The following is an 18,067-nucleotide window of genomic DNA, read 5'->3' as shown; positions in this document are numbered from 1 at the left end:
AGGGAGAACGAGGCACTATGACGGAAGATCTCAAGCAGCATGATGCCGACTTAATCGACGAGCCCGATTCGCCCGCCGCCGCCTCGGCACTAGGCCGGGAAGTGCGCTTTGGGCTATCGCTGCTCGGGCTTTTGTTGGCGATGCTGGCCGTTGCCGTGTACGTGAAGATGGGAACGCCCGGCCTGCCATGGGGCCGTCAGGAAGTGGCCGCGACAGACGATGGTCCGGAAGCCGCGGCCGCCCCGGCCGAGGAAACGGCTCATGTCGAGGCGGCGCCGCAGACGCCCGTTCCGGCCCCGGAAGATACTTCGAGCACCAAGCCGCTTTGGTCCGGCGATCAGTACGCCGGACGCCACGAGGCAGCGCCTCCGACCGACGCGCCGCTGCCTGTCGGAAATGTCGAGTCGACGATGGCGGAGCCACGAGCTATCGCCGAGCAGCCGACCGAAGTCGTGCCGGGAAATCCGTTTGCCGACGTGGATCAGGCGCCGTCCGGCGCGATCGATCAGGTTTCGGCCGAAGCCGAGGTGACTCCCGAACCCGAGCCCGCGCAAGCAGGCCCTGAACCCGAGGCGCCAGCGTTCGCAGCACCCGCCATGATGGTCGCTGGCGCCGAGCAATCGGCTGCCGGCGCTGATCAACCGCCCGCGGAGATGGAGCCGGAACCCGACCTGGCCGGCGACGCGCCCGCGAACGGCGCGCCTCTGGTGGCCGAGGAAAACGAATCAAGAGGATCGGTGCGCGAGCCGGGCTTGATTCAGCCTGCCGCGGGGCAACAGCCTACCCTGGCCGAGCCCCGAGCCGCTCCCTACGGGCGCCCCGCAGCCCAAGATCGATATGCCAACGCGCCGCGGAACAATCTGCGCGAAGGTTCGCTCGAAGAGGGTCCGCGTGCGGCCCCTTCGGCGGAGCACACGCCGCTGCACGCGGTGCCCGATCAACATTTGAACTCGCGTGGTGTACCACCGTCGGCAGATCCCTATGCGACGCCGCTGGAGCGCGATTTGCAGAACGCGCGCACACCGCAGTACGGCCAGCCCCATCACGCCGCGCCTCCTCCGGCGACGAATGATCTCGATGCGCCGGCCGCGGAGTTCGCGCCACCGCAGGACGATATTTCGCGGCATCAGCATCACCCGGCGCATACCCCCACGCCCGACGGTACATACGCCGTCGAGCCGAACGACAGCTTCTGGACGATCTCGCAGAAAGTTTATGGCACGGGCGGTTACTTCAAAGCCATCCAGCGGCACAATCGCAAGCCGGGAGCCAATGCCGACGGACTCGAGATCGGCGAGCGGATCATCGTGCCGCCGGTCGAGGAATTGGAACAGCGCTATCCGCAATTGTGCCCCAAGCGGCGTGCCGCCCCGCCGGCGGGTACGCGCGCCCTGCCCACCAGCTCGCAAGGCTATGGCGGCCGGGTCTATGTCGTGCAGGACGGCGATACGCTCTTCGACATCGCCCGCTACGAGTTGGGCAAAGCCTCGCGCTGGGCGGAGATCTACGAATTGAATCGGGCACAAATCGGCAGCGATTACAACTTCGTCGCGCCTGGCACGAAGCTCATGCTGCCCGACGAGGAAATGAGCCAACCTGACAACGTCACCGCACGCCCCGGCTCGCAATTCCCCCGCTAATTGTCGTGCTTCCGGCCACTCTACGCGTCTGATCCCAAGAGACCTTTGCCGGGCTGACAAAGGTGCCTTGCCACAGGTTACAATGGCGCAGCACCGAGCGCTTGTTAGGGCCTGCGTCTCAGGTGGCACGAGTTGCTATTTCAACAGGTCAACCACCTGTTCTTTCGGGGGCAGCTATGGCGAAGTGCATTCGCGCATTGGTCGGTCTGCTGAGCATTGCGCTGGTTTCGCGGGTGTGCGCCGCGGCCACATTCACGCCATTGGGGATTCTTTCCGGCTACCAGGGGAGCATTGCCAACGACATCTCCTCGGACGGCTCGACCGTCGTGGGATATTCGAGCAGCAACAGCGGAGGCGGCGGCGGCTGGCGATGGACGGCAGCCACGGGGCTCGTCGCGCTGCCGAACGTCACCGCAGGCGACAACGCGACTCCCTACGGGGTCTCGGGCAACGGCTCGGTGATTGGCGGCGACGAGCAATCAAGCGATTCCCTCACGTTGAACGGCTACCTGTGGTCTGCGACCCAAGGTCCATCGTTTCTGAGTGCTCCGGCGGGTGCCAGTCGTCCTTCGGTGCGCGATGTCTCGTCAGCCGGTTCAGCGGCCGCGGGCATTATGTCTGTCGCCGGCAATAACGAGGCATTCCTGTGGACGAGCAGTGCGGGCATCACGGATCTCGGAAAACTTCCCGCGGCGATCGACAGCCGCGCGCTGGGAATCTCGGCCGACGGCGCTACCGTTGTGGGTGCATCCGGCACTCAGCCGTTTCTATGGACGAAGGCCGGCGGCATGGTCGGCCTCCCCTCGTTGCCGGGCGCCACGCTCACATACGGAACCGCGGTGACAAACAACGACACCATCGTTGCCGGCAGCGGCTTATTCCTGGGCGCGCCCGCGGCTACGTTCCTCGAAGCCTTTCGCTGGACAAGCAAAACCGGCTCAGTGAGCTTGGGATTTTTGCCGGGGGCGAGTTCCAGTCAGGTGGGCGGCATGTCTCTTGATGGTTCCATGATCGTCGGCAGCTCGGGGACCGCCTTTGTATGGACGCAAGCCAGCGGAATGCTGAACCTCAAATCGGTCCTGTCTGCCAACGGCGCCACAGGCCTGACCGGCTGGACGCTGCTCGCCGGGAACGGGGTTTCGGGCGATGGTCGCGAAATCGCTGGTTACGGACTGGATCCGGCCGGGCATTATGAAGCATTCCTGGCGACGCTCCCTTCGTTCGCGACGGGCGATGTGAATCTGGATGGCATCGTAAACAGTCAGGACATCGCTTTCGCTTCGAGCAATTGGCTACAAACAGGCATCGGCGTAACGGGCGACGCCAACGGCGATGGCATCGTGAATACCCAGGACCTGGCCCTCATGTCCTCGAACTGGTTGAAATCCGCGGCCGCTTCCAATGCGGCGGCTGTGCCCGAACCGGCCACGGCTTTGCTGGCTCTTGCAGCGATGATGTTTCTCGCCTGGCAGCAGACGTGGCGAAAACAAATCACCAAAGCGCGGTGAGAGCCAGGCACATCGCGAAGCGTCTTCACTTCCGCCAGCGCCTCGATAAACAGGCCAATCCACCGAGCACCGCGAGGACCAGCGCGAAAGGCTCAGGCACGGGGGCGTGCTGGGTGCCGCCGACCATGCCATGTCCAAGTGACGTGCCCAGCCAGTTCGACGACACGGGGGCAGGTCCTGCGCGTTGACGATCGACAGGCGATCTGCCGGTGGGGTCCTTACGCTGTCGAAGGGCCGGCCGACTATTTAAACCCGTAGCTCGGGTTCTCGGTGCTGAAGTCGGCGTCGGTGAAGCCGTTGTTCACCTTCACGTTGAGGAACGTGTACTCCTCGTTCAGCTGCGGCTGGTTCGACGGGCCCGACGGCCAATCGTAGGCCTCATAGCGGATCGGCAATTGCATTTCGTCGTCGACGTAGATTCGCGCCAGGTGGAACAGGAAATTTCGGCGCGGATGGGGATGCTCGACCTGGATGCAAGTGCAAGTCCGGTTGTTGACCTTCGCGCCTTGGATCCAGTTGACCGTGCATTCACCGTACTTCACGTCGTTCGAGCCAATTTCCAGCAAGCGTTCCAGCAACCGACGCATGCCCATTTCGGTGATCGGATAGCGGTTGCCGCTCATCGCCAGCGCACTGGTGGGCTTGAGCGACACAGTGCCGATCAAGCGATGCTTGATGCCGTTGCCATGTGCGAGCAGACTACCGTCGTTGGCGCCGTCGACGAAAATGGCCTCTTGCCCTTTGACGCGGGCGGGGCCGAGGAAGTACGTGTACACGCTGAACGGCTGGTGCCGCACCTTGACGAAAATGTACTCGTGCTCGCCCAGCGTGCCGTCAATGCGCTCGCGCTTCACCAGCGTGCAGGAATAGTCCTGGATTTTGCTGAAATCCGCGAGCCCCTGCTTGGCCCAACGCAAGGCGGGCATCAGCGGATGCTCTTGCGGAGTCTGCTCGCCAGCGGCTGCCGACGGAACCGTATTCGGCAGCGACGACGCCGTCGAAACTTCAGTGGCCCGGAAGCCGGGAGGATCATTCGCCGCGGGCGTTTGCTCGGCCGGCGCAGCCGCGGGCTGCCCGGCGTCGATCGGTTGTTCGAATTGCGCCGGACGCACTCCGCCACGCACACCCGCCGGGGCACGGTTAGCTTCAGGATAGGAAGCCACGCCCGGCGCTTGCGGCATGCGCGAGTTATCGAATCGGCTCGGCGCTGCTGACGTGGCACCGAACTGTTGGCGGCCCGGCTGAGCGCCATAGGCGTTCGGTTGCGCTTGGTACTGCGGATTGGCCGGCGCCTGATTCGCGTAAGGCTGGTTGCCGTACGGCTGGCCGGAATACTGCGGCGAACCGGCCGGCACCTGGAATTGCGCTTGCGCGTTCATGTTGGCGGGGGCCTGGGTGGCCGCGCCATACTGCTGGCCTTGCGGACTCTGAAAGCGCGTCGCCGCGGGGGCCGGGTATTGCGGGCTTTGGAAGCGCGTGGACGGCGGCGGCTGGTAACGCGGCCCAGAATTCTGTAGCGCTGCGTTCTGCGGCGCTTGATACTGCACCGGCGACTGCTGATTGGGATATTGGGGGTAGGTCGCTGCCGGCTGCTGATTGCCAGGCGGCGCGGAAGGCGCCTGCTGACTATAGACCTGTGCGTCGGCGGAGCGGGCGGCCAGGGCGGTGACGATGCCGGCCGCCCACGACTTCCAGCCATTCTTCCTGAAGGCCATCAAACCGACTCCTTTCGGTCGCGGTAGCGGATTGCTGCGGCGCCGCGCCAGTATGTTTTTGTTCCGTGCGCCCCCGTGCATCACGCCCCTGCAAAGCCCAGACGTTCGCGAGCAAGTGCCGTGCCGGCGCGCCGCCTGAACGGATCGCGATCAGTCGAGCTTTTGCCTAAGGTCACTGCCTGTCGGCAGATTCTCGAAATTCGTGCGCAGCAAGCGGCGGGCGATGCGGGGATGCTGTCATGGGTAGTTATCGCCAATCGCTGGTGCGGAATTTACAATGCCTGAGCCGGTCGACACGATCGTCTGGGCTACGCGGTGCTAGCAGTCGTCGCCCCCAAAGCGCCTGCTGCCTGGGCAGACTATACGATTAACCACGTTCGAGGAATACCGAGTGCAGCCGCCGCAGCCGACTATCGCGACAATCGTTTCCGCACCTTTCGCCGAAAACTCGTACATCGCGCATTTTGAAGGGCGCAACGACTGCGTTGTGGTCGACCCGGGCTTCGAGCCGGAGAAGATCTTCGCCTACATCCAAGAGCAACGACGGGTGCCAGCGGCCTTTTTGATTACCCACGGCCACGCGGACCATATCGTCGGGAACGTGGCGATGAAAGAGCGCTGGCCCGAGGTCCCCATCGTGATCGGGCGCGAAGAGGCACCGAAACTGACGAACGCTGACTTGAACCTGTCGGCCAGTTTCGGCGCGCCTTTGGTTACCCCACCGGCGGACATTTTGCTCGATGAGGGTCAGACGTACTCGGTGGCCGGATTCGACTTTGAAGCCCGTACGATTCCTGGCCATTCGTCAGGGCACATGGTGTTCATCGCGCGGGCGCTCCGGCCCATTATGGTCTTCGGTGGCGATGTGCTGTTCGCCGGCAGCATCGGGCGAACCGATTTTCCCGGCGGCAGCTTCGAGGCGCTGGCCCGGGGGATTCACCAGCATCTCTTCACGTTGCCCGACGACACGATTGTCTTTCCGGGGCACGGCCCGGCAACAACGGTCGGTGAAGAGAAGATCGAAAACCCATTCGTAGGCGTCGATGCGGGCAGGGGCGGACGTGGGCAAAGCTCGTTCGGTTAAATCGCGGGCGTGCGGAATGATTGATTGCAGTTACAGAAACTCGATTCGCGCGAACATTTCCTCGGCTGACTCCAAGCGCCAGAGCAGTGTTAGCAGATTCACGACCTCGCCGAGTCGCTCGTGGTGTGGCGACCAATAGATCAACCCGGCGTGTGGAGTTCCTGATGCTGCAAGAACCAGAAAATCGTCATCGCGCGTGATGAGCACGCGCTTTGCGAGCAGAGCGTATGCGAGTTGCTCTGCATCCGATGCCGCAAGTAAGCCGGCTTCGGCGGTAGTCGTGACATCGATCCCTCGCCTCCGTAGCGCGGCGGCAACGATCGTCGTAACGTTCTCATCAAGATGAAAGGAGATCGGTGTCGGCATCGCCTCCCCGCAGCCGGTCAAGAGTGCTTGACCGCGTCTCCGACTTCAATCGCACGGCGACGTTGATCTCTTCACGAATGTCCGCGTCGATCTGCTCGCGGTGGTCGTGGTAGAAGGCTAGAGCCGCATACACGTCGGCGATTTTGATCGACGGAATATGGGCGACGATCTCTTCGGCTGATCGGCCTTGCTCGGTCCAGATCACGACGTCTTGCACGCGCACACGGTGGCCCGCGATGCGCGGCTTGCCGCCACAAGTCCCAGGGGAAATCTCGATATGTTGCCGCTCGACATATGCCATGTGGCAATTATACCCTGCAACCCGATGGACCGGTTTCGCCTCGTCTACCAAAATCCGCCGCTTACCGCGAACCGCAACCTCGCCCAATTACGGCCATGCGTTCCAGAATGGCCGACATACCCTACTAAGCCGTTCTTCCTGCTCTTCCGTCAGATACAAGATGTCAAGATGTTCCTCGGCGTTGAAGATGGACGAAAATACTTGACCGATCTCACGCAATAGCGGGTGTCGCCCCCATTTCGCTCGAATGCAGAGTGCCACGTTAATGCTCTCGATGTCCTCATATTGTGTTATGGCAAGATAAGCTCGTTGGATGTCCTTTCGTCGTTCGAAGAGCTGGATCAATTTATCTTTGAGCTCACGTTCGGGCGCACCGTCGTGCTCGCCAAGAAAATGAAGCTGCTCCGCCCGAAACTTCTCGGGTAGCCGGGCCACTTCCTTTCGACGAAACCAGGGAAACCGCATGTTGGCACCTTTCGGGCCGGATGTCGCGCCGGGTTTACCGTAAGCGAAACGCAGCGCCGCCAGTCGCGTCACTTCGCCGGTGGCGGTATCTGCAGTTCCGCCGTGGGCCGCGGAACATCGGGCAATAGCGCTGGCAATTCCAGCGTGAAACGGCTGCCGGCGCCCACCTCGCTTTCGACCGTGATCCGGCCGCCGTGTTCCTTCACGATTTTCTCACTGACCGACAGGCCCAGGCCGGTGCCACGGCTCCCCTTGTGCGACACAAAGAGTGAGAAAATATTCTTCAGCTCTTCGGGCGGTATGCCAGTACCGTTGTCCTCGACGGTGATGCGGGCCACGCTTTCGGCCATGTCGAAAGAGGTGGAAATCACCACGCGACCCGGTGGCCGCGCTTTCGCGTCGGCTGATTCGTCCTCCTCGTCGCTGGCCGCCGCGGCGCAGGCGTCGACGGCGTTGGTCGCGACATTCAAAACGGCACGGTGAATGCCGTCAGGATCGAACGTCAACGTGGGCAGCTCGTCGGCCGGCTGCCATAGTAGTTCCACACCTTTTTCGCTCGCCCGGGCTTTGACCAACTCGGCCACGTCGGCCACCACCTGGTTCAAGTCGCCGGGTACCAGGTCCGGCTCGCGTTCCTTGCTGAACGTGAGCATGTCCATCACCAGGTTCGAGATCTTCTCCTGGTTGCGTTCGACGAACTCCCACCCTTTGCGGACCATGTTTTCATCGGTCCGCGCCAGTCCATCTTTGATCAGGAAGCTGGCGGCGCGAATGCCTTGCAGAATGTTCTTGATGTCGTGCGACAGCGCGGCCACGGTCTGCCCGACGGCCGCCAGCCGCTCGGCCTGCACCATCGCCGAATAATATTGCGTGTCCTCGACGGCCAGCGCCGCCTGATGCGCGATGGCGATCATCAACTTCAAGTGGTCGTCGTTGAACTTGTTGGCCCCGGAACGCAGGCTGAGCTGCTGCGGGCTCGACATGGTGTCGATATAGATGACGCCGACGATGCCATAGCGGCCGGCCATCGGAACGCAAATCGCCTCGCGCACGCCGGCTCGCACGATGCTGGCCGCGGGGTTCCAGCGGTCGTCTTCGCGGGCGTCGCTGGTGAGCACGCCCTCGCTGCGCTGCATGCAGTAATCGAGGATCGTCTGGCTGATCGCGATGCGGTCGTTGCCGCCGCGCCCCTTGCGGTTGTGGCGCACGCGCGGGATGAGCTCTTTGCTGGCCGGGTCGACGAGCATCATGCAGCCACGGTCCGCCTCGACCCAATCGAAAATCAGCCGCATGATCCGATCGAGCAACTGGTCGATATCGAGCGTATGACTCACGGCCAGGGCCGTGCGGTACATCACCTGCAAGTGGTTACCGCCGTGAGCCAGCCGCATGTTGGCCGGAATGTCCGATTCCGGGTCGTAGAGGTGGCTGCCCGCCTCGTGACTCATCGAGCGAACGATGCGCGAGCGGTCGTCGGCCTGCTGCCGGGCGATGATGTCGATTTTCTGGGCGATATCGCTTTCGGCGCCGCTGGGAATCGCCGTGTACAGCAACTGACTGCTGCCGACCTGGACCTGGTCGCCGCTGGCCAAGGAATGGGTCGTAATGCGTACGCCGTTGACGTAAGTGCCGTTCGAACTGCCCAGATCCACCAGCAGGTAGCCGAGGCCGCTGCGGCGTAGCTCGGCGTGGCGGCGCGAAACTTCGGTATCGTGAATCTGGACGTCATTGGCCGTATCGCGGCCGATGCCGAGAGTGTCGGAAGACAGCTCGAAGCGCATCCCCTGGTCGTTGCCTCGAAAAACGAACAGCGAAGGCACGGCGCGACTCCACGAGCGGCCCCATGCAAGCCTCTCGGCAGGGCCGGTCGAACTGGGCAGGATTGACCCCAACTCACGCAGTCGCGGCAAACTGTCCGCGTAGCGCCTTGGCACGAGGGAGTTGCGGCGGCGGCGCCAGCACGTACCGAAGAAATCTAACGCGGCACGTCACGGCGATCCCTGGCGTCGACGATCCGCGGTCTTGCCCCCTTTCAGGCGGCTCGGGCGACCGACTGCTGGTAGCTGGCCAGCAGTTCTTCGATTTTACGAATCAGCGGACCGTAGTGGTAGGGTTTGCGGACGAACTCTCCGGGGGGGAGCAGATCGCTGCGGCGACCGCGGCCCCCGAGTAATAAGAGTGGGGTCGCTCGGGCACGCGATTGGGCCGCAAAATCGTCGGCGATTTCGGCCGGCCCGGCGGCCAGATGCTCGAGGTCCAGCACGATCAGATGCGGAACATGCTTGCGCGCCAAAGCCAGGCCCAGCGCCGGCTCGCCCGTCGCGAGCACGCGCACGCCGCGCGGTTCCAGCGCCGTGCGTAGAACCTCGTGCGTCTCTTCCAAAGGATCGACGATCAACACGCTATAGCGAGGGACCAAGGAGTCGCTCCGTGTCGGCATGCGGGCAGGCATTGGTGGGAACCCGCACTTTTGGTCGCCGCCGCCAGCAACCACTGACCCCCCCGACGTCGAACGTTACCGCCCACGCGCCTGCGGTTCCGGGGCTGGCGACAGCCCGACGGCCCTTACACGGCAGTAACGTTCCATGAGGGTCGGGAGCATAGCGACGGCGGGCGGACGTGTCAAAAGCGATTTTCCGACGCAATCGAACCGGGCCACGCGAGCCGCCACGCCACACCATCCGGCAGCTTGACGAAGTTCTCGCAACCACTGAGAATTTCATGAGATAGCGCATGTCGACTACGATCTGCGCTACCTCTGGCGCGCTCCACAGCTGTGCTTGCTTGCGTACATCAGATTGGTTCCCGCCTGCGCGCCGAACAAGGACTCCCTTCACTTTGGGCCGTTGGGGCAGGCTTCCTACCGTAACTTCTCCTCGAGATCGAAACCCTCATGATTGTAATTCATCGTGGACCGCAACCGCGGTCGAACATTTTGCGGTTCGCTCGTCGTTCTGATCGGGTCGCAGGTGTCGCCGGGTTGCTGCTCGTAGCGCTCGTCGCGGCCGCCCCCGTGCGGATCGTGCGGGCCGTCGAAGCCGAGGCCGTGGCTTCGGCCGAGAAGCGGCTGGCCGACAGCACGCGCTATCTTTCGGATGACGCACTCGAGGGGCGGGGTGTCGGCACGGCCGGAATCGATAAAGCCGCCGATTACCTGGCCGAACAGTTCGCTGCGCTGGGGCTCAATACGAAGCTCTATGACGGTACGCCGTTTCAGAAGTTCAAAATGCCGATCGGCTCGGAAATGGGCGAACCCAACGTGCTGTCGTTCGCCGCGCCAGCGGCGTCCAAGGACAAATCGATCGAATTGAAGTTGAGTGCTGATTTTACGCCGCTGGCCATGGGTAGCTCGTCGGTTCTCGACGTGCCGCTGGTGTTCGCCGGATATGGCGTGACCGCGAAAGACAAGGACTACGACGACTACGCCGGCCTCGACGTAGAAGGAAAAGCCGTCGTTATTTTGCGGCGCTTGCCGCAAGAGGGAACCGCGCACCCGGCGCTGGGCAACTCCGAGCACTCGCTCTATGCCCCGATGTCGCGCAAAGTATCGAACGCTTACGAGCACGGCGCTGCGGCGGTAATTCTGGTCAGTTCCGAGGCCGGCATCGAGAAGAACATCGAACCCCGCCGTCCGCAACTGAAAGCCGCCGTCGCCGCAGTTACCGAAGCCCAGGCCGAGTTTCAGAAAATCGAAAAGCCCACGCTGGCCCAAGCCGCGGCGCATCAAAAGCGTCTCAGCGATTTAATCGAAGACCTCCAGACGCAAAACAAGAACTTGGGCGACGTGCTTGATCCGCTGCTTCCCTTCAACGCTCCTGGCGGCGGCGATCCGTCGCACATTCCCGTGGTGCATTGCCAGCGGGCGGTCGTCGATCGCTTGTTGAAAGAGGCCCTCGGCACGAGCCTGAATCAGCTCGAGCACGAGATCGACAAGGGGCCGACGCCGCATAGCCGCGAGTTGACTGGCTGGCGATTAACCGGCGAGATCAACGTGATCCGCCGCGAAGCGGAAGTGAAAAACGTCGTAGCCGTTCTCGAGGGCGAGGGGCCGAAGGCCGACGAGACGATCGTCGTCGGAGCCCACTACGATCATCTTGGTTTCGGCGGCGAGGGGTCGTTCGTCAACGACGGCAAACAGATTCACAATGGCGCCGACGACAATGGCTCCGGCACGGCAGCGCTACTGGAAGTGGCGCGGATCCTGGCCACGCGCGAGAAGAAGTTACCGCGCCGCGTGGTGTTCATCGCTTTTACCGGCGAAGAACGAGGGCTGATCGGCAGTGCCCGTTACTGCAAAGAGCCGCTGTTTCCATTGGAAAACACCGTCGCCATGCTGAACATGGATATGGTCGGCCGACTGAAGGACGAAAAGTTGATCATCCAAGGGATCAATACGGCGCCAGAGTTCGGCCCAATCATCGACCGGCTGAACCAGGCGTTCGGGTTCGACCTGACACGGAAGGAAGGGGGGAGCGGCCCCAGCGACCATTCGTCCTTCTACGCGAAGAAAATACCGGTCATGCACTATTTCACCGGCCTGCACAGCGATTATCACCGGCCCAGCGACGATTTCGACAAGATCAACGTGCCGGGCATGCGGCGCGTCGCCGAGATCGTAGCCGCCACGGCCGCTGCGCTTGCCGAATCCGACGCGCGGCCGACGTACGTCGAAACCAAGAGCAGCGAGCGTGCCGGTGGCGATGGTGATCGCCCGTATTTCGGCAGCATCCCTGATTTTGGTCAGGAAGAACCGGGCTATGCCATCAGCGGGGCCACCAAGGACAGCCCCGCCGACAAGGCGGGCCTGAAAGGGGGCGACATCATTGTCAAGCTGGGTGACAGCAAGATTGGTAATCTGGAAGATTTCGACAACGCCCTGCGGAAATTCAAGGGGGGCGACAAGGTGCCGGTTGTCGTTAAGCGGGGCAGCGAAGAGGTCCGCACCGAGGTAACGCTCGCGCCGCCACGCTAGCACATGATCGGCTCATTTCCGGTCGATATGAAGGTACGCCGGTCCCGGGGGCGGGTCTCGTCTTGACCCATCGTAATGATCGTGGCAAACTCTGCCCCGCTAATCTGACCCGTGGCTGGCAAGAGGCCGGCTCGACGGGTGCTTCAAGGATGGAGACACACGACATGGATTGTCGACGCATATTCGTGGCCGCTGGCGCCGGCTGCCTGGCCTTCGTGATCGGTTGCAATTCGGGCGATTCCGCTGCGCCGACCACGGCTGCAAGCGGCGGCGCTTCGCCGTCAGCCGCCGCAAAACCGAACGAAGTCGTGCATACGTTCCTGGAGGCGATCCGCACCGGCAACGATGACCTGGCTTCGCAGATGTTGACCGAAGTCGCGCGCACCGAGACCCAAAAGCATGAGTTGGTCGTGGCACCGCCAGGAAGCGACACGGCGAAATTCGAAGTCGGCGAAGTGGAATACGTCGTCAAGGATGAACTGGCGCACGTCGCAAGTAAGTGGACCGACGTGGGGGAAGACGGCCAGCCGCACACGGACGAAATCATCTGGGCGCTGCGACTTGATCCGCAGGGCTGGCGCATTGCCGGCATGGCGACGACGATTTTCCCGAACGAGCCCCCCTTGCTGCTCGACTTCGAGAAGCCCGAAGAGATGATGCAGCAGCAGCAAATGGCCGAGGCCGAGATGCAACGTCGCGCGCAAGGTGGCAAGGGGCCAGTTCCCGCCGCGCAAACTCCGCCGCCGGCCGCGCAGGTTCAGGCCCCCGCGGCGAAGGTTCAAACGCCGGCCGCCAACGCCACAAACCCTCGACTGCAGGGCACGCAGCCGCCTGCGCAAAAGGCAGCCCGTCCCAACGATGGCAATGTTTTGCGACAGTAGCAGGTCGCGCGAGCCGCGATAAAACGACGAAAATCGCGGGAAAAACCGCCTCGATCGATTTTTCCGCTCCTTCGTGCAGCCCCTCTGGCTGCCAAACGATCGGCCCATAATCTCTTTGATGGCCGTTATTTCTGTCGATTCACGGCAAGCCGTGTGGTAAAGACGCGTCGGCGCTGGTAAAAATTACCCAACTTTCCTGCCTTGCGTTGATTCTGGTCTATAGTTCAGCAACAACGATCTTCGCAGATCAGCCCAGAATCCCGCCTCTTTCTATCCTTCCGTTTTGGTCCTTGACAACGAAATCGTCAGTGTTAACTTAACCGGCCTAGCCTATTACGCCACGCTTGACCGGTTGATCGTTAAAGTCCAACCGAGGTCTAAGCTAGCGTCAGCAGGAGAAGGTACAAGGATTTGGTCCGAAGGTCCCGCCCCAATTGTCGGCCGTCGCGACTGGGGATGGATACAGAGTTGGACGGCTAATAGTTTGGGTCACAACCCTTTCGGTACGGTACCTGTTTAGTGGGAGGAGTGAGAATGAATCGTGCATTGTTTTTCGGCATCGCGATGTTCTTCGCGATGGTCGGCATTGCCCTCGTGGGCGCCGACAACAAGGCTTCGGCTGGTTTCCGTCATCGTGGCTGCGGTGGCTGCGCCTGTGACGGCGGCAGCTGCGGCGGTGGTTGCTCGGCTTCGGACTGCGGTGGTTGCAGTGCTCCGGCTTGCTGTGGCTGCCACGGTCGTCATCGCTGCTGCGGTCTGTTGCACCGTCTGCGTAGCCGTTGCTGCGGCTGCCACGGCAACAGCTGCGGTGGTTGCTCGGCTCCGGCCTGCAACGGTGGCTGCGGCGGTAGCGCCCCGGCCGCTGACGCTCCGGCTGAGACCCCTCCTCCGGCTCCCGCCGCGACCTAAGTTCGCTCGGGTTGGCCGTTCGCGTGGAATGATTCCAATCGGACTTACGGATAGGTAGACGGCGCCGAAGGTAGACATCCGGCAATCGAGAGATCAACCGGATGCGACGGATCTTACAAGTGAAGCCGAGCCTCTCCGCCTGGAGAGGCTCGGCTTATTTCATGCGCCTCTCCCTGTGTCGCCCACACCCCTAGCACTCGGTCGATCGTGGCACGCGGCAAAGCAGTGAAAGTCGGCGATTTATTCCAGTCGCGCGGGCGGCCTACCGATCTTTCTGTATGCTAGCAGCAAGTGCCGCAACACCTCGGTCTGCGGCTTTCGCCACGTGACTTCGACAGCCCCGATTCATGGCAACGGTCTCAACAAATTCCGCGACCTCGGGTGTCACTGGCGAGCCCAGTGAGGGTGTGCGGTCGTTGGTAAGCTTTCTGATCTTCGTGCACCTTTTTGCACTTCTGATCGGCATTCTCTCGGGCGAAGTTCCCTCGCAGCTCGAAGTGGCGATGGCGCGGCTGCCTGGCCTGCGGCAATACCGACAGATCCTGGGCATGGACCTGCCGTACTCGTTCTATTTCACGCGCGGCAACGAACCGGGCGGCGACCTGGACATCGATTACAAGCTGACGGCCACGCTCAAAGGCGCGGACGGCGCGACGGAGACGGTCGAGTTTCCGAACGCCGATATGCGGCCCCATCAGCGTTATCATCGCTATCAGGCACTCGCCAAGCAATTGGCGACATTTGCCAGCGAGACCGCGCCAGAACCCCGCAATCTCGAGCTGCTCGCACAAGCGATCGCCGGCGGATTGCTCCGAGCTTATGACGCGCAAGCAGTCGAAATTCGTTGCCGCGGAGAGCTCACGCCGCCGGTCATGGAAGAGTATCAGCCCGAGCAGGACACGCGCAATAACTTCAAGGATGCGTATGACGTGCGGGCGTTTCTGGCCGACGGTCAGGTGGAACTGCTGAAGAAGGAGCCGGCCCGCGACACGGCGCCTCCTCCGAAATCGCCATGAATCAGAAGACCACAACCCCAGGGCAACAAAACCGGCCCGCCGCCCGCGTGGGAGCGCCCGGTACCCCGCCCGCGCGCGCGCCGCATGCGGGAGAAACGTCCGCTCTCGGTGCCGCCCTTGGTGATTACTTTCGCGAGCTCACCGAGCGCTTTGGTCAGGCGTGGAATCGCTTCTGGTTTACCCCGACCGATCCGCTCGTGTTGTCCGTGATGCGCGTGCTGGTTGGCTTGCTGGCGATCTACACGGTGCTCACGTATACGCCCGACCTCGAGTGGCTGCTCAGTCCGGACGGGCTCTTGGCACGCGATAGCGTGACGCAACTCCGCGGCGATTTCTATAGCCTGTCGTATTTCTACTGGCTCGATACGCCGGGCAAGCTGTGGGCCGCTCATCTGGTCGGCATCGCGGTGCTGGGACTTTTCACCGTCGGACTCTTCACGCGCGTGACGTCGATTCTGTCACTCATCGTACTGCTGTCGTATTTTCATCGGTCCTTCGTCGTAACGACCGAGTTCGAGCCGGTGCTGACTTTCGTCATGTTCTACCTGTGCTTGGCGCCGTGCGGAGCGTATCTATCGGTCGACCGCTGGCTCGCGCGGCGGAAAACCAGTAGCGCGCCGGCCGAAACCGAATCTCGTGCAACTTGGACCGCGACCGTGCCAGCGCGTTTGATTCAAGTACATCTGGCGCTCGTGTACGGGATGATGTTGCTCGCGCAATTGAACGAAGTGCCGTGGTGGGACGGGACGGCGATGTGGTGGATCGTCGGGCGACGCGAATCGGCGATGACCGACCTCGTCTGGCTGCACGCGCATCCCTGGCTCGTGAACGCCTGGACGCATTCGTTCGTGCTGTTCGAGGCCTTGTTCCTCGTGCTGGCCTGGAACCGCCTGGTGGCGCCCCTGTTGGTCGCCGCGAGCGTCGCGGTGTGGGGTCTGTTCGCCGTGGCGACGGGCCTGGCCCCCTTTGCCACGATCATGGTCATCGCCGGCATGAGCTTTCTAACGCCCGGCTCGCTGCGGACCTTCGCTGGTTGTTGCGGCCTGGGACGACTTCTACAATAGCGGCCTCCCGCGGCTTTCACGCGGGTCCTTGCTCACGTTTCCCAGCACAGCGGGAGATTGCCGCCCATGAACGCTCCTTGCGCACGACGTGACTTCTTGCGCACCGCGCTGGCCGCTGCAGGCGCCGCGGGCGCTGCGACATATTGCGGATTGCCGTTGGCGCAAGCGATCGAGCCAATCCGCCGGGTCGGTGGCGCGAAGTTCAAGTTCAGCCTGGCCGCCTACAGCTATCGCGACCTGCTCACGGCCAAGCCCCCCAAGCTGTCGCTGGAGGATTTTCTAACCGACTGCGCGAAGATGCAGTTGGAAGGGACCGAGCTGACGTCGTACTACTTTCCCAAGGATCCGACGAACGAGTATCTGCGCCACCTCAAGCAACGATCGTTCGACCTGGGGCTTGACATCTCCGGCACGGCCGTGGGCAATGATTTCTGCGTACCGCCGGGGCCGAAGCGTGACGAGCAGATCGCAGACGTGAAGCGGTGGATCGAACGGGCCGAGGTTCTCGGCGCGCCGGTGATTCGCATTTTCTCGGGTCACGCGCAACAAGGAGCGAGCGTCGAAGAAGCTCACAAGCTGGCGGTCGCCGGTATCGAAGAGACCTGCCAGTACGCCGGCGAGCATGGGGTGTATTTAGCGCTCGAAAACCACGGCGGCCTGACGGCCACGGCCGACGGCCTGTTGACGCTGGTGCGCGACGTGAAGAGCCCCTGGTTCGGCGTGAACCTGGACACGGGCAATTTCAACACGCCCGATCCGTACGGCGACCTGGCCCGGCTCGCTCCCTACGCGATCAACGTGCAGGTGAAGATTTCCATGCAGCCGGCGGGCGGCAAGCGCGGGCCTGCTGATTTGAAGCGGCTCGCGCAGATTCTCACCGACTCCGGCTACCGCGGCTACATCGTGCTCGAATTCGAAGAGCCGACCGATCCGCTCGTCGAATGCCCACGCTATATCAACGAAATACGGCGGGCGTTCCTCGGCTAACCGCGATGCTTTCCGGCCGCGGAAGGCGTCTGTGAAATTGACCGAGTGCCGGGAATGAATCGTCACTCACCCTGCGATGGGCCGTGTGCTTCGCCCAGTTTTTTGAGCCAGTGTTCGTAGTCATCCTGGCAATCGGCCGCATTGACGAACTGCTTCCAGACCAACCGGGCGCGGAAGCCATATTCTCGCCCCGCCTCGACGTGGTGAACGACGTACTGCCAGTCCCAGGCGGGCCGCGAGAGCTTGGGAAGCTTGAACTTGAACAGGCTGAAGCGAATCTCGTCCTCGGTCGTATGGTCCCGATCGAACATGAGCATAAAGACCATGTTGTGAAACGCCTGGCCGTAATAGAAGGGCTTTGTGAAGCGGGGGTTGTCGTAGCTCCAGAGATTGAGCTTGAAGTTGTGATCCGCGTCGTATTCCAGCGGCGCCGCGTCGCGGTGCCGGTACGTCCCGCCACTGTTGTAGTCGGCGTGTCCCGGCGGCGCCTCGGCCGTGATCCAATGCTCGGCCGTATCTTCGGCGTCGACGCCGCGAAAGTGCAGCGCCACGTCAGGCACGCTGTTCATATAGTCGGCAAAGAAGAAGACCGCGTAGCCGCGCGGTGCAAATAAGCTCGCGTCGCGCGGCGTGCAGCGAAAGTCGACGTCAATGCTATAGGGCTCGGCCAGCGTGTAAGTCATCGTGCTGTCGACTTTCCAGGGGTCGTCCTCGGCGCGGCGAACGAGTCGCACGCTTTTGCTGCCCGGCACCCAGAACAGTTGATACTTGCCGTGCCGCGGCGTGAACATGTTGTTGGGGCTGGCATGGCCGGCGATGATGTGCTCGAAATTCAAGCCGGCCGACGCCCCCTTCGTGTCGGGGTCGAAAGCGTCGAAATATCTGGCCCCCCGGCTGAACAGCGCATCGACACCGCTGAGGACTTGCGGCGATTCGGAATTATCCCGAAACGAAGCCGTCAGCTTGCCCAGCTCGAGGGTCACGGTGGGAAAAGGTGCCCCTTCGGCCGCCCGAACGGCGTCTGCGAGAGTACACAGGATTAACGCCAGACCAGCCAACGTGAAACGGTAGCGCCGCAGGCGCACCAGGACACGGTTCGCCGCTCCCAATGCTCGCATGATTGGCCTCTCCGACAGTCACGCAGGGCGAAATTGCAAAA

General features: G+C 62.5%; 14 protein-coding genes. 8 read left to right on the top strand and 6 right to left on the bottom strand.

Annotation, left to right across the window (positions count from 1 at the left end):
• Window positions 1–17 precede the first annotated feature (17 nt).
• Together VHD36_21100 and VHD36_21095 are read left to right on the top strand one after the other, a co-directional pair.
• Window positions 18–1,640: a LysM peptidoglycan-binding domain-containing protein gene (locus tag VHD36_21100; GenBank protein HVU89841.1), complete on the top strand. Its 1,623-nt coding sequence runs from the start codon at window positions 18–20 to the stop codon at window positions 1,638–1,640.
• Between the two features lie 176 nt (window positions 1,641–1,816).
• The gene (locus tag VHD36_21095) at window positions 1,817–3,148 is read left to right on the top strand and encodes a dockerin type I domain-containing protein (protein HVU89840.1); all 1,332 of its coding nucleotides are present in this window, start codon (window positions 1,817–1,819) and stop codon (window positions 3,146–3,148) included.
• 242 nt (window positions 3,149–3,390) lie between these two features.
• Here VHD36_21095 and VHD36_21090 read toward each other — a convergent pair whose 3' ends face one another.
• Window positions 3,391–4,863: a DUF1571 domain-containing protein gene (locus VHD36_21090; GenBank protein HVU89839.1), complete on the bottom strand. Its 1,473-nt coding sequence runs from the start codon at window positions 4,861–4,863 to the stop codon at window positions 3,391–3,393.
• 391 nt (window positions 4,864–5,254) lie between these two features.
• Between VHD36_21090 and VHD36_21085 the strand changes: the two genes are divergently transcribed.
• Complete coding sequence (locus VHD36_21085; protein HVU89838.1) at window positions 5,255–5,947, top strand: MBL fold metallo-hydrolase; 693 nt, start codon at window positions 5,255–5,257, stop codon at window positions 5,945–5,947.
• A gap of 337 nt (window positions 5,948–6,284) precedes the next feature.
• On the opposite strand, the gene VHD36_21080 is transcribed toward VHD36_21085, so the two are convergent.
• The 4 genes from VHD36_21080 to VHD36_21065 form a co-directional block, all read right to left on the bottom strand.
• On the bottom strand, window positions 6,285–6,701 hold the full coding sequence (locus VHD36_21080) for a DUF433 domain-containing protein (GenBank protein HVU89837.1): 417 nt from the start codon (window positions 6,699–6,701) through the stop codon (window positions 6,285–6,287).
• A complete protein-coding gene (locus tag VHD36_21075) occupies window positions 6,702–7,151 on the bottom strand; it encodes an enhanced serine sensitivity protein SseB C-terminal domain-containing protein (protein ID HVU89836.1) in 450 nt (149 codons plus the stop codon). It abuts the gene before it with no gap.
• Window positions 7,148–8,899: an ATP-binding protein gene (locus tag VHD36_21070; GenBank protein ID HVU89835.1), complete on the bottom strand. Its 1,752-nt coding sequence runs from the start codon at window positions 8,897–8,899 to the stop codon at window positions 7,148–7,150. The genes VHD36_21075 and VHD36_21070 overlap by 4 nt, the downstream gene beginning before the upstream one ends.
• A 212-nt stretch (window positions 8,900–9,111) precedes the next feature.
• Complete coding sequence (locus tag VHD36_21065; GenBank protein HVU89834.1) at window positions 9,112–9,498, bottom strand: hypothetical protein; 387 nt, start codon at window positions 9,496–9,498, stop codon at window positions 9,112–9,114.
• A 561-nt stretch (window positions 9,499–10,059) separates the two neighbouring features.
• Here VHD36_21065 and VHD36_21060 point away from each other — a divergent pair.
• The 5 genes from VHD36_21060 (at window position 10,060) to VHD36_21040 (ending at window position 16,908) form a co-directional block, all read left to right on the top strand.
• Window positions 10,060–12,051: a M20/M25/M40 family metallo-hydrolase gene (locus tag VHD36_21060; protein ID HVU89833.1), complete on the top strand. Its 1,992-nt coding sequence runs from the start codon at window positions 10,060–10,062 to the stop codon at window positions 12,049–12,051.
• Window positions 12,052–12,215: 164 nt separating this feature from the next.
• Window positions 12,216–12,932, top strand: coding sequence for a hypothetical protein (locus VHD36_21055; GenBank protein HVU89832.1), 717 nt, complete (start codon window positions 12,216–12,218; stop codon window positions 12,930–12,932).
• Window positions 12,933–14,257: 1,325 nt separating this feature from the next.
• Complete coding sequence (locus VHD36_21050; GenBank protein ID HVU89831.1) at window positions 14,258–14,857, top strand: hypothetical protein; 600 nt, start codon at window positions 14,258–14,260, stop codon at window positions 14,855–14,857.
• The gene (locus VHD36_21045; protein HVU89830.1) at window positions 14,854–15,921 is read left to right on the top strand and encodes a hypothetical protein; all 1,068 of its coding nucleotides are present in this window, start codon (window positions 14,854–14,856) and stop codon (window positions 15,919–15,921) included. The genes VHD36_21050 and VHD36_21045 overlap by 4 nt, the downstream gene beginning before the upstream one ends.
• Window positions 15,922–15,987: 66 nt before the next feature.
• On the top strand, window positions 15,988–16,908 hold the full coding sequence (locus VHD36_21040) for a sugar phosphate isomerase/epimerase family protein (GenBank protein HVU89829.1): 921 nt from the start codon (window positions 15,988–15,990) through the stop codon (window positions 16,906–16,908).
• Window positions 16,909–16,970: 62 nt separating this feature from the next.
• Here the strand turns inward: VHD36_21040 and VHD36_21035 are convergent, their stop codons facing one another.
• Window positions 16,971–18,026: a hypothetical protein gene (locus VHD36_21035; protein HVU89828.1), complete on the bottom strand. Its 1,056-nt coding sequence runs from the start codon at window positions 18,024–18,026 to the stop codon at window positions 16,971–16,973.
• Window positions 18,027–18,067 lie beyond the last annotated feature (41 nt).

Source organism: Pirellulales bacterium, assembly GCA_035546535.1.
In the GTDB taxonomy this organism is placed as follows: domain Bacteria; phylum Planctomycetota; class Planctomycetia; order Pirellulales; family JACPPG01; genus JACPPG01.
Note: the sequence above shows the minus strand (reverse complement) of the source record. Positions and strands in the feature narration are given on the sequence as shown.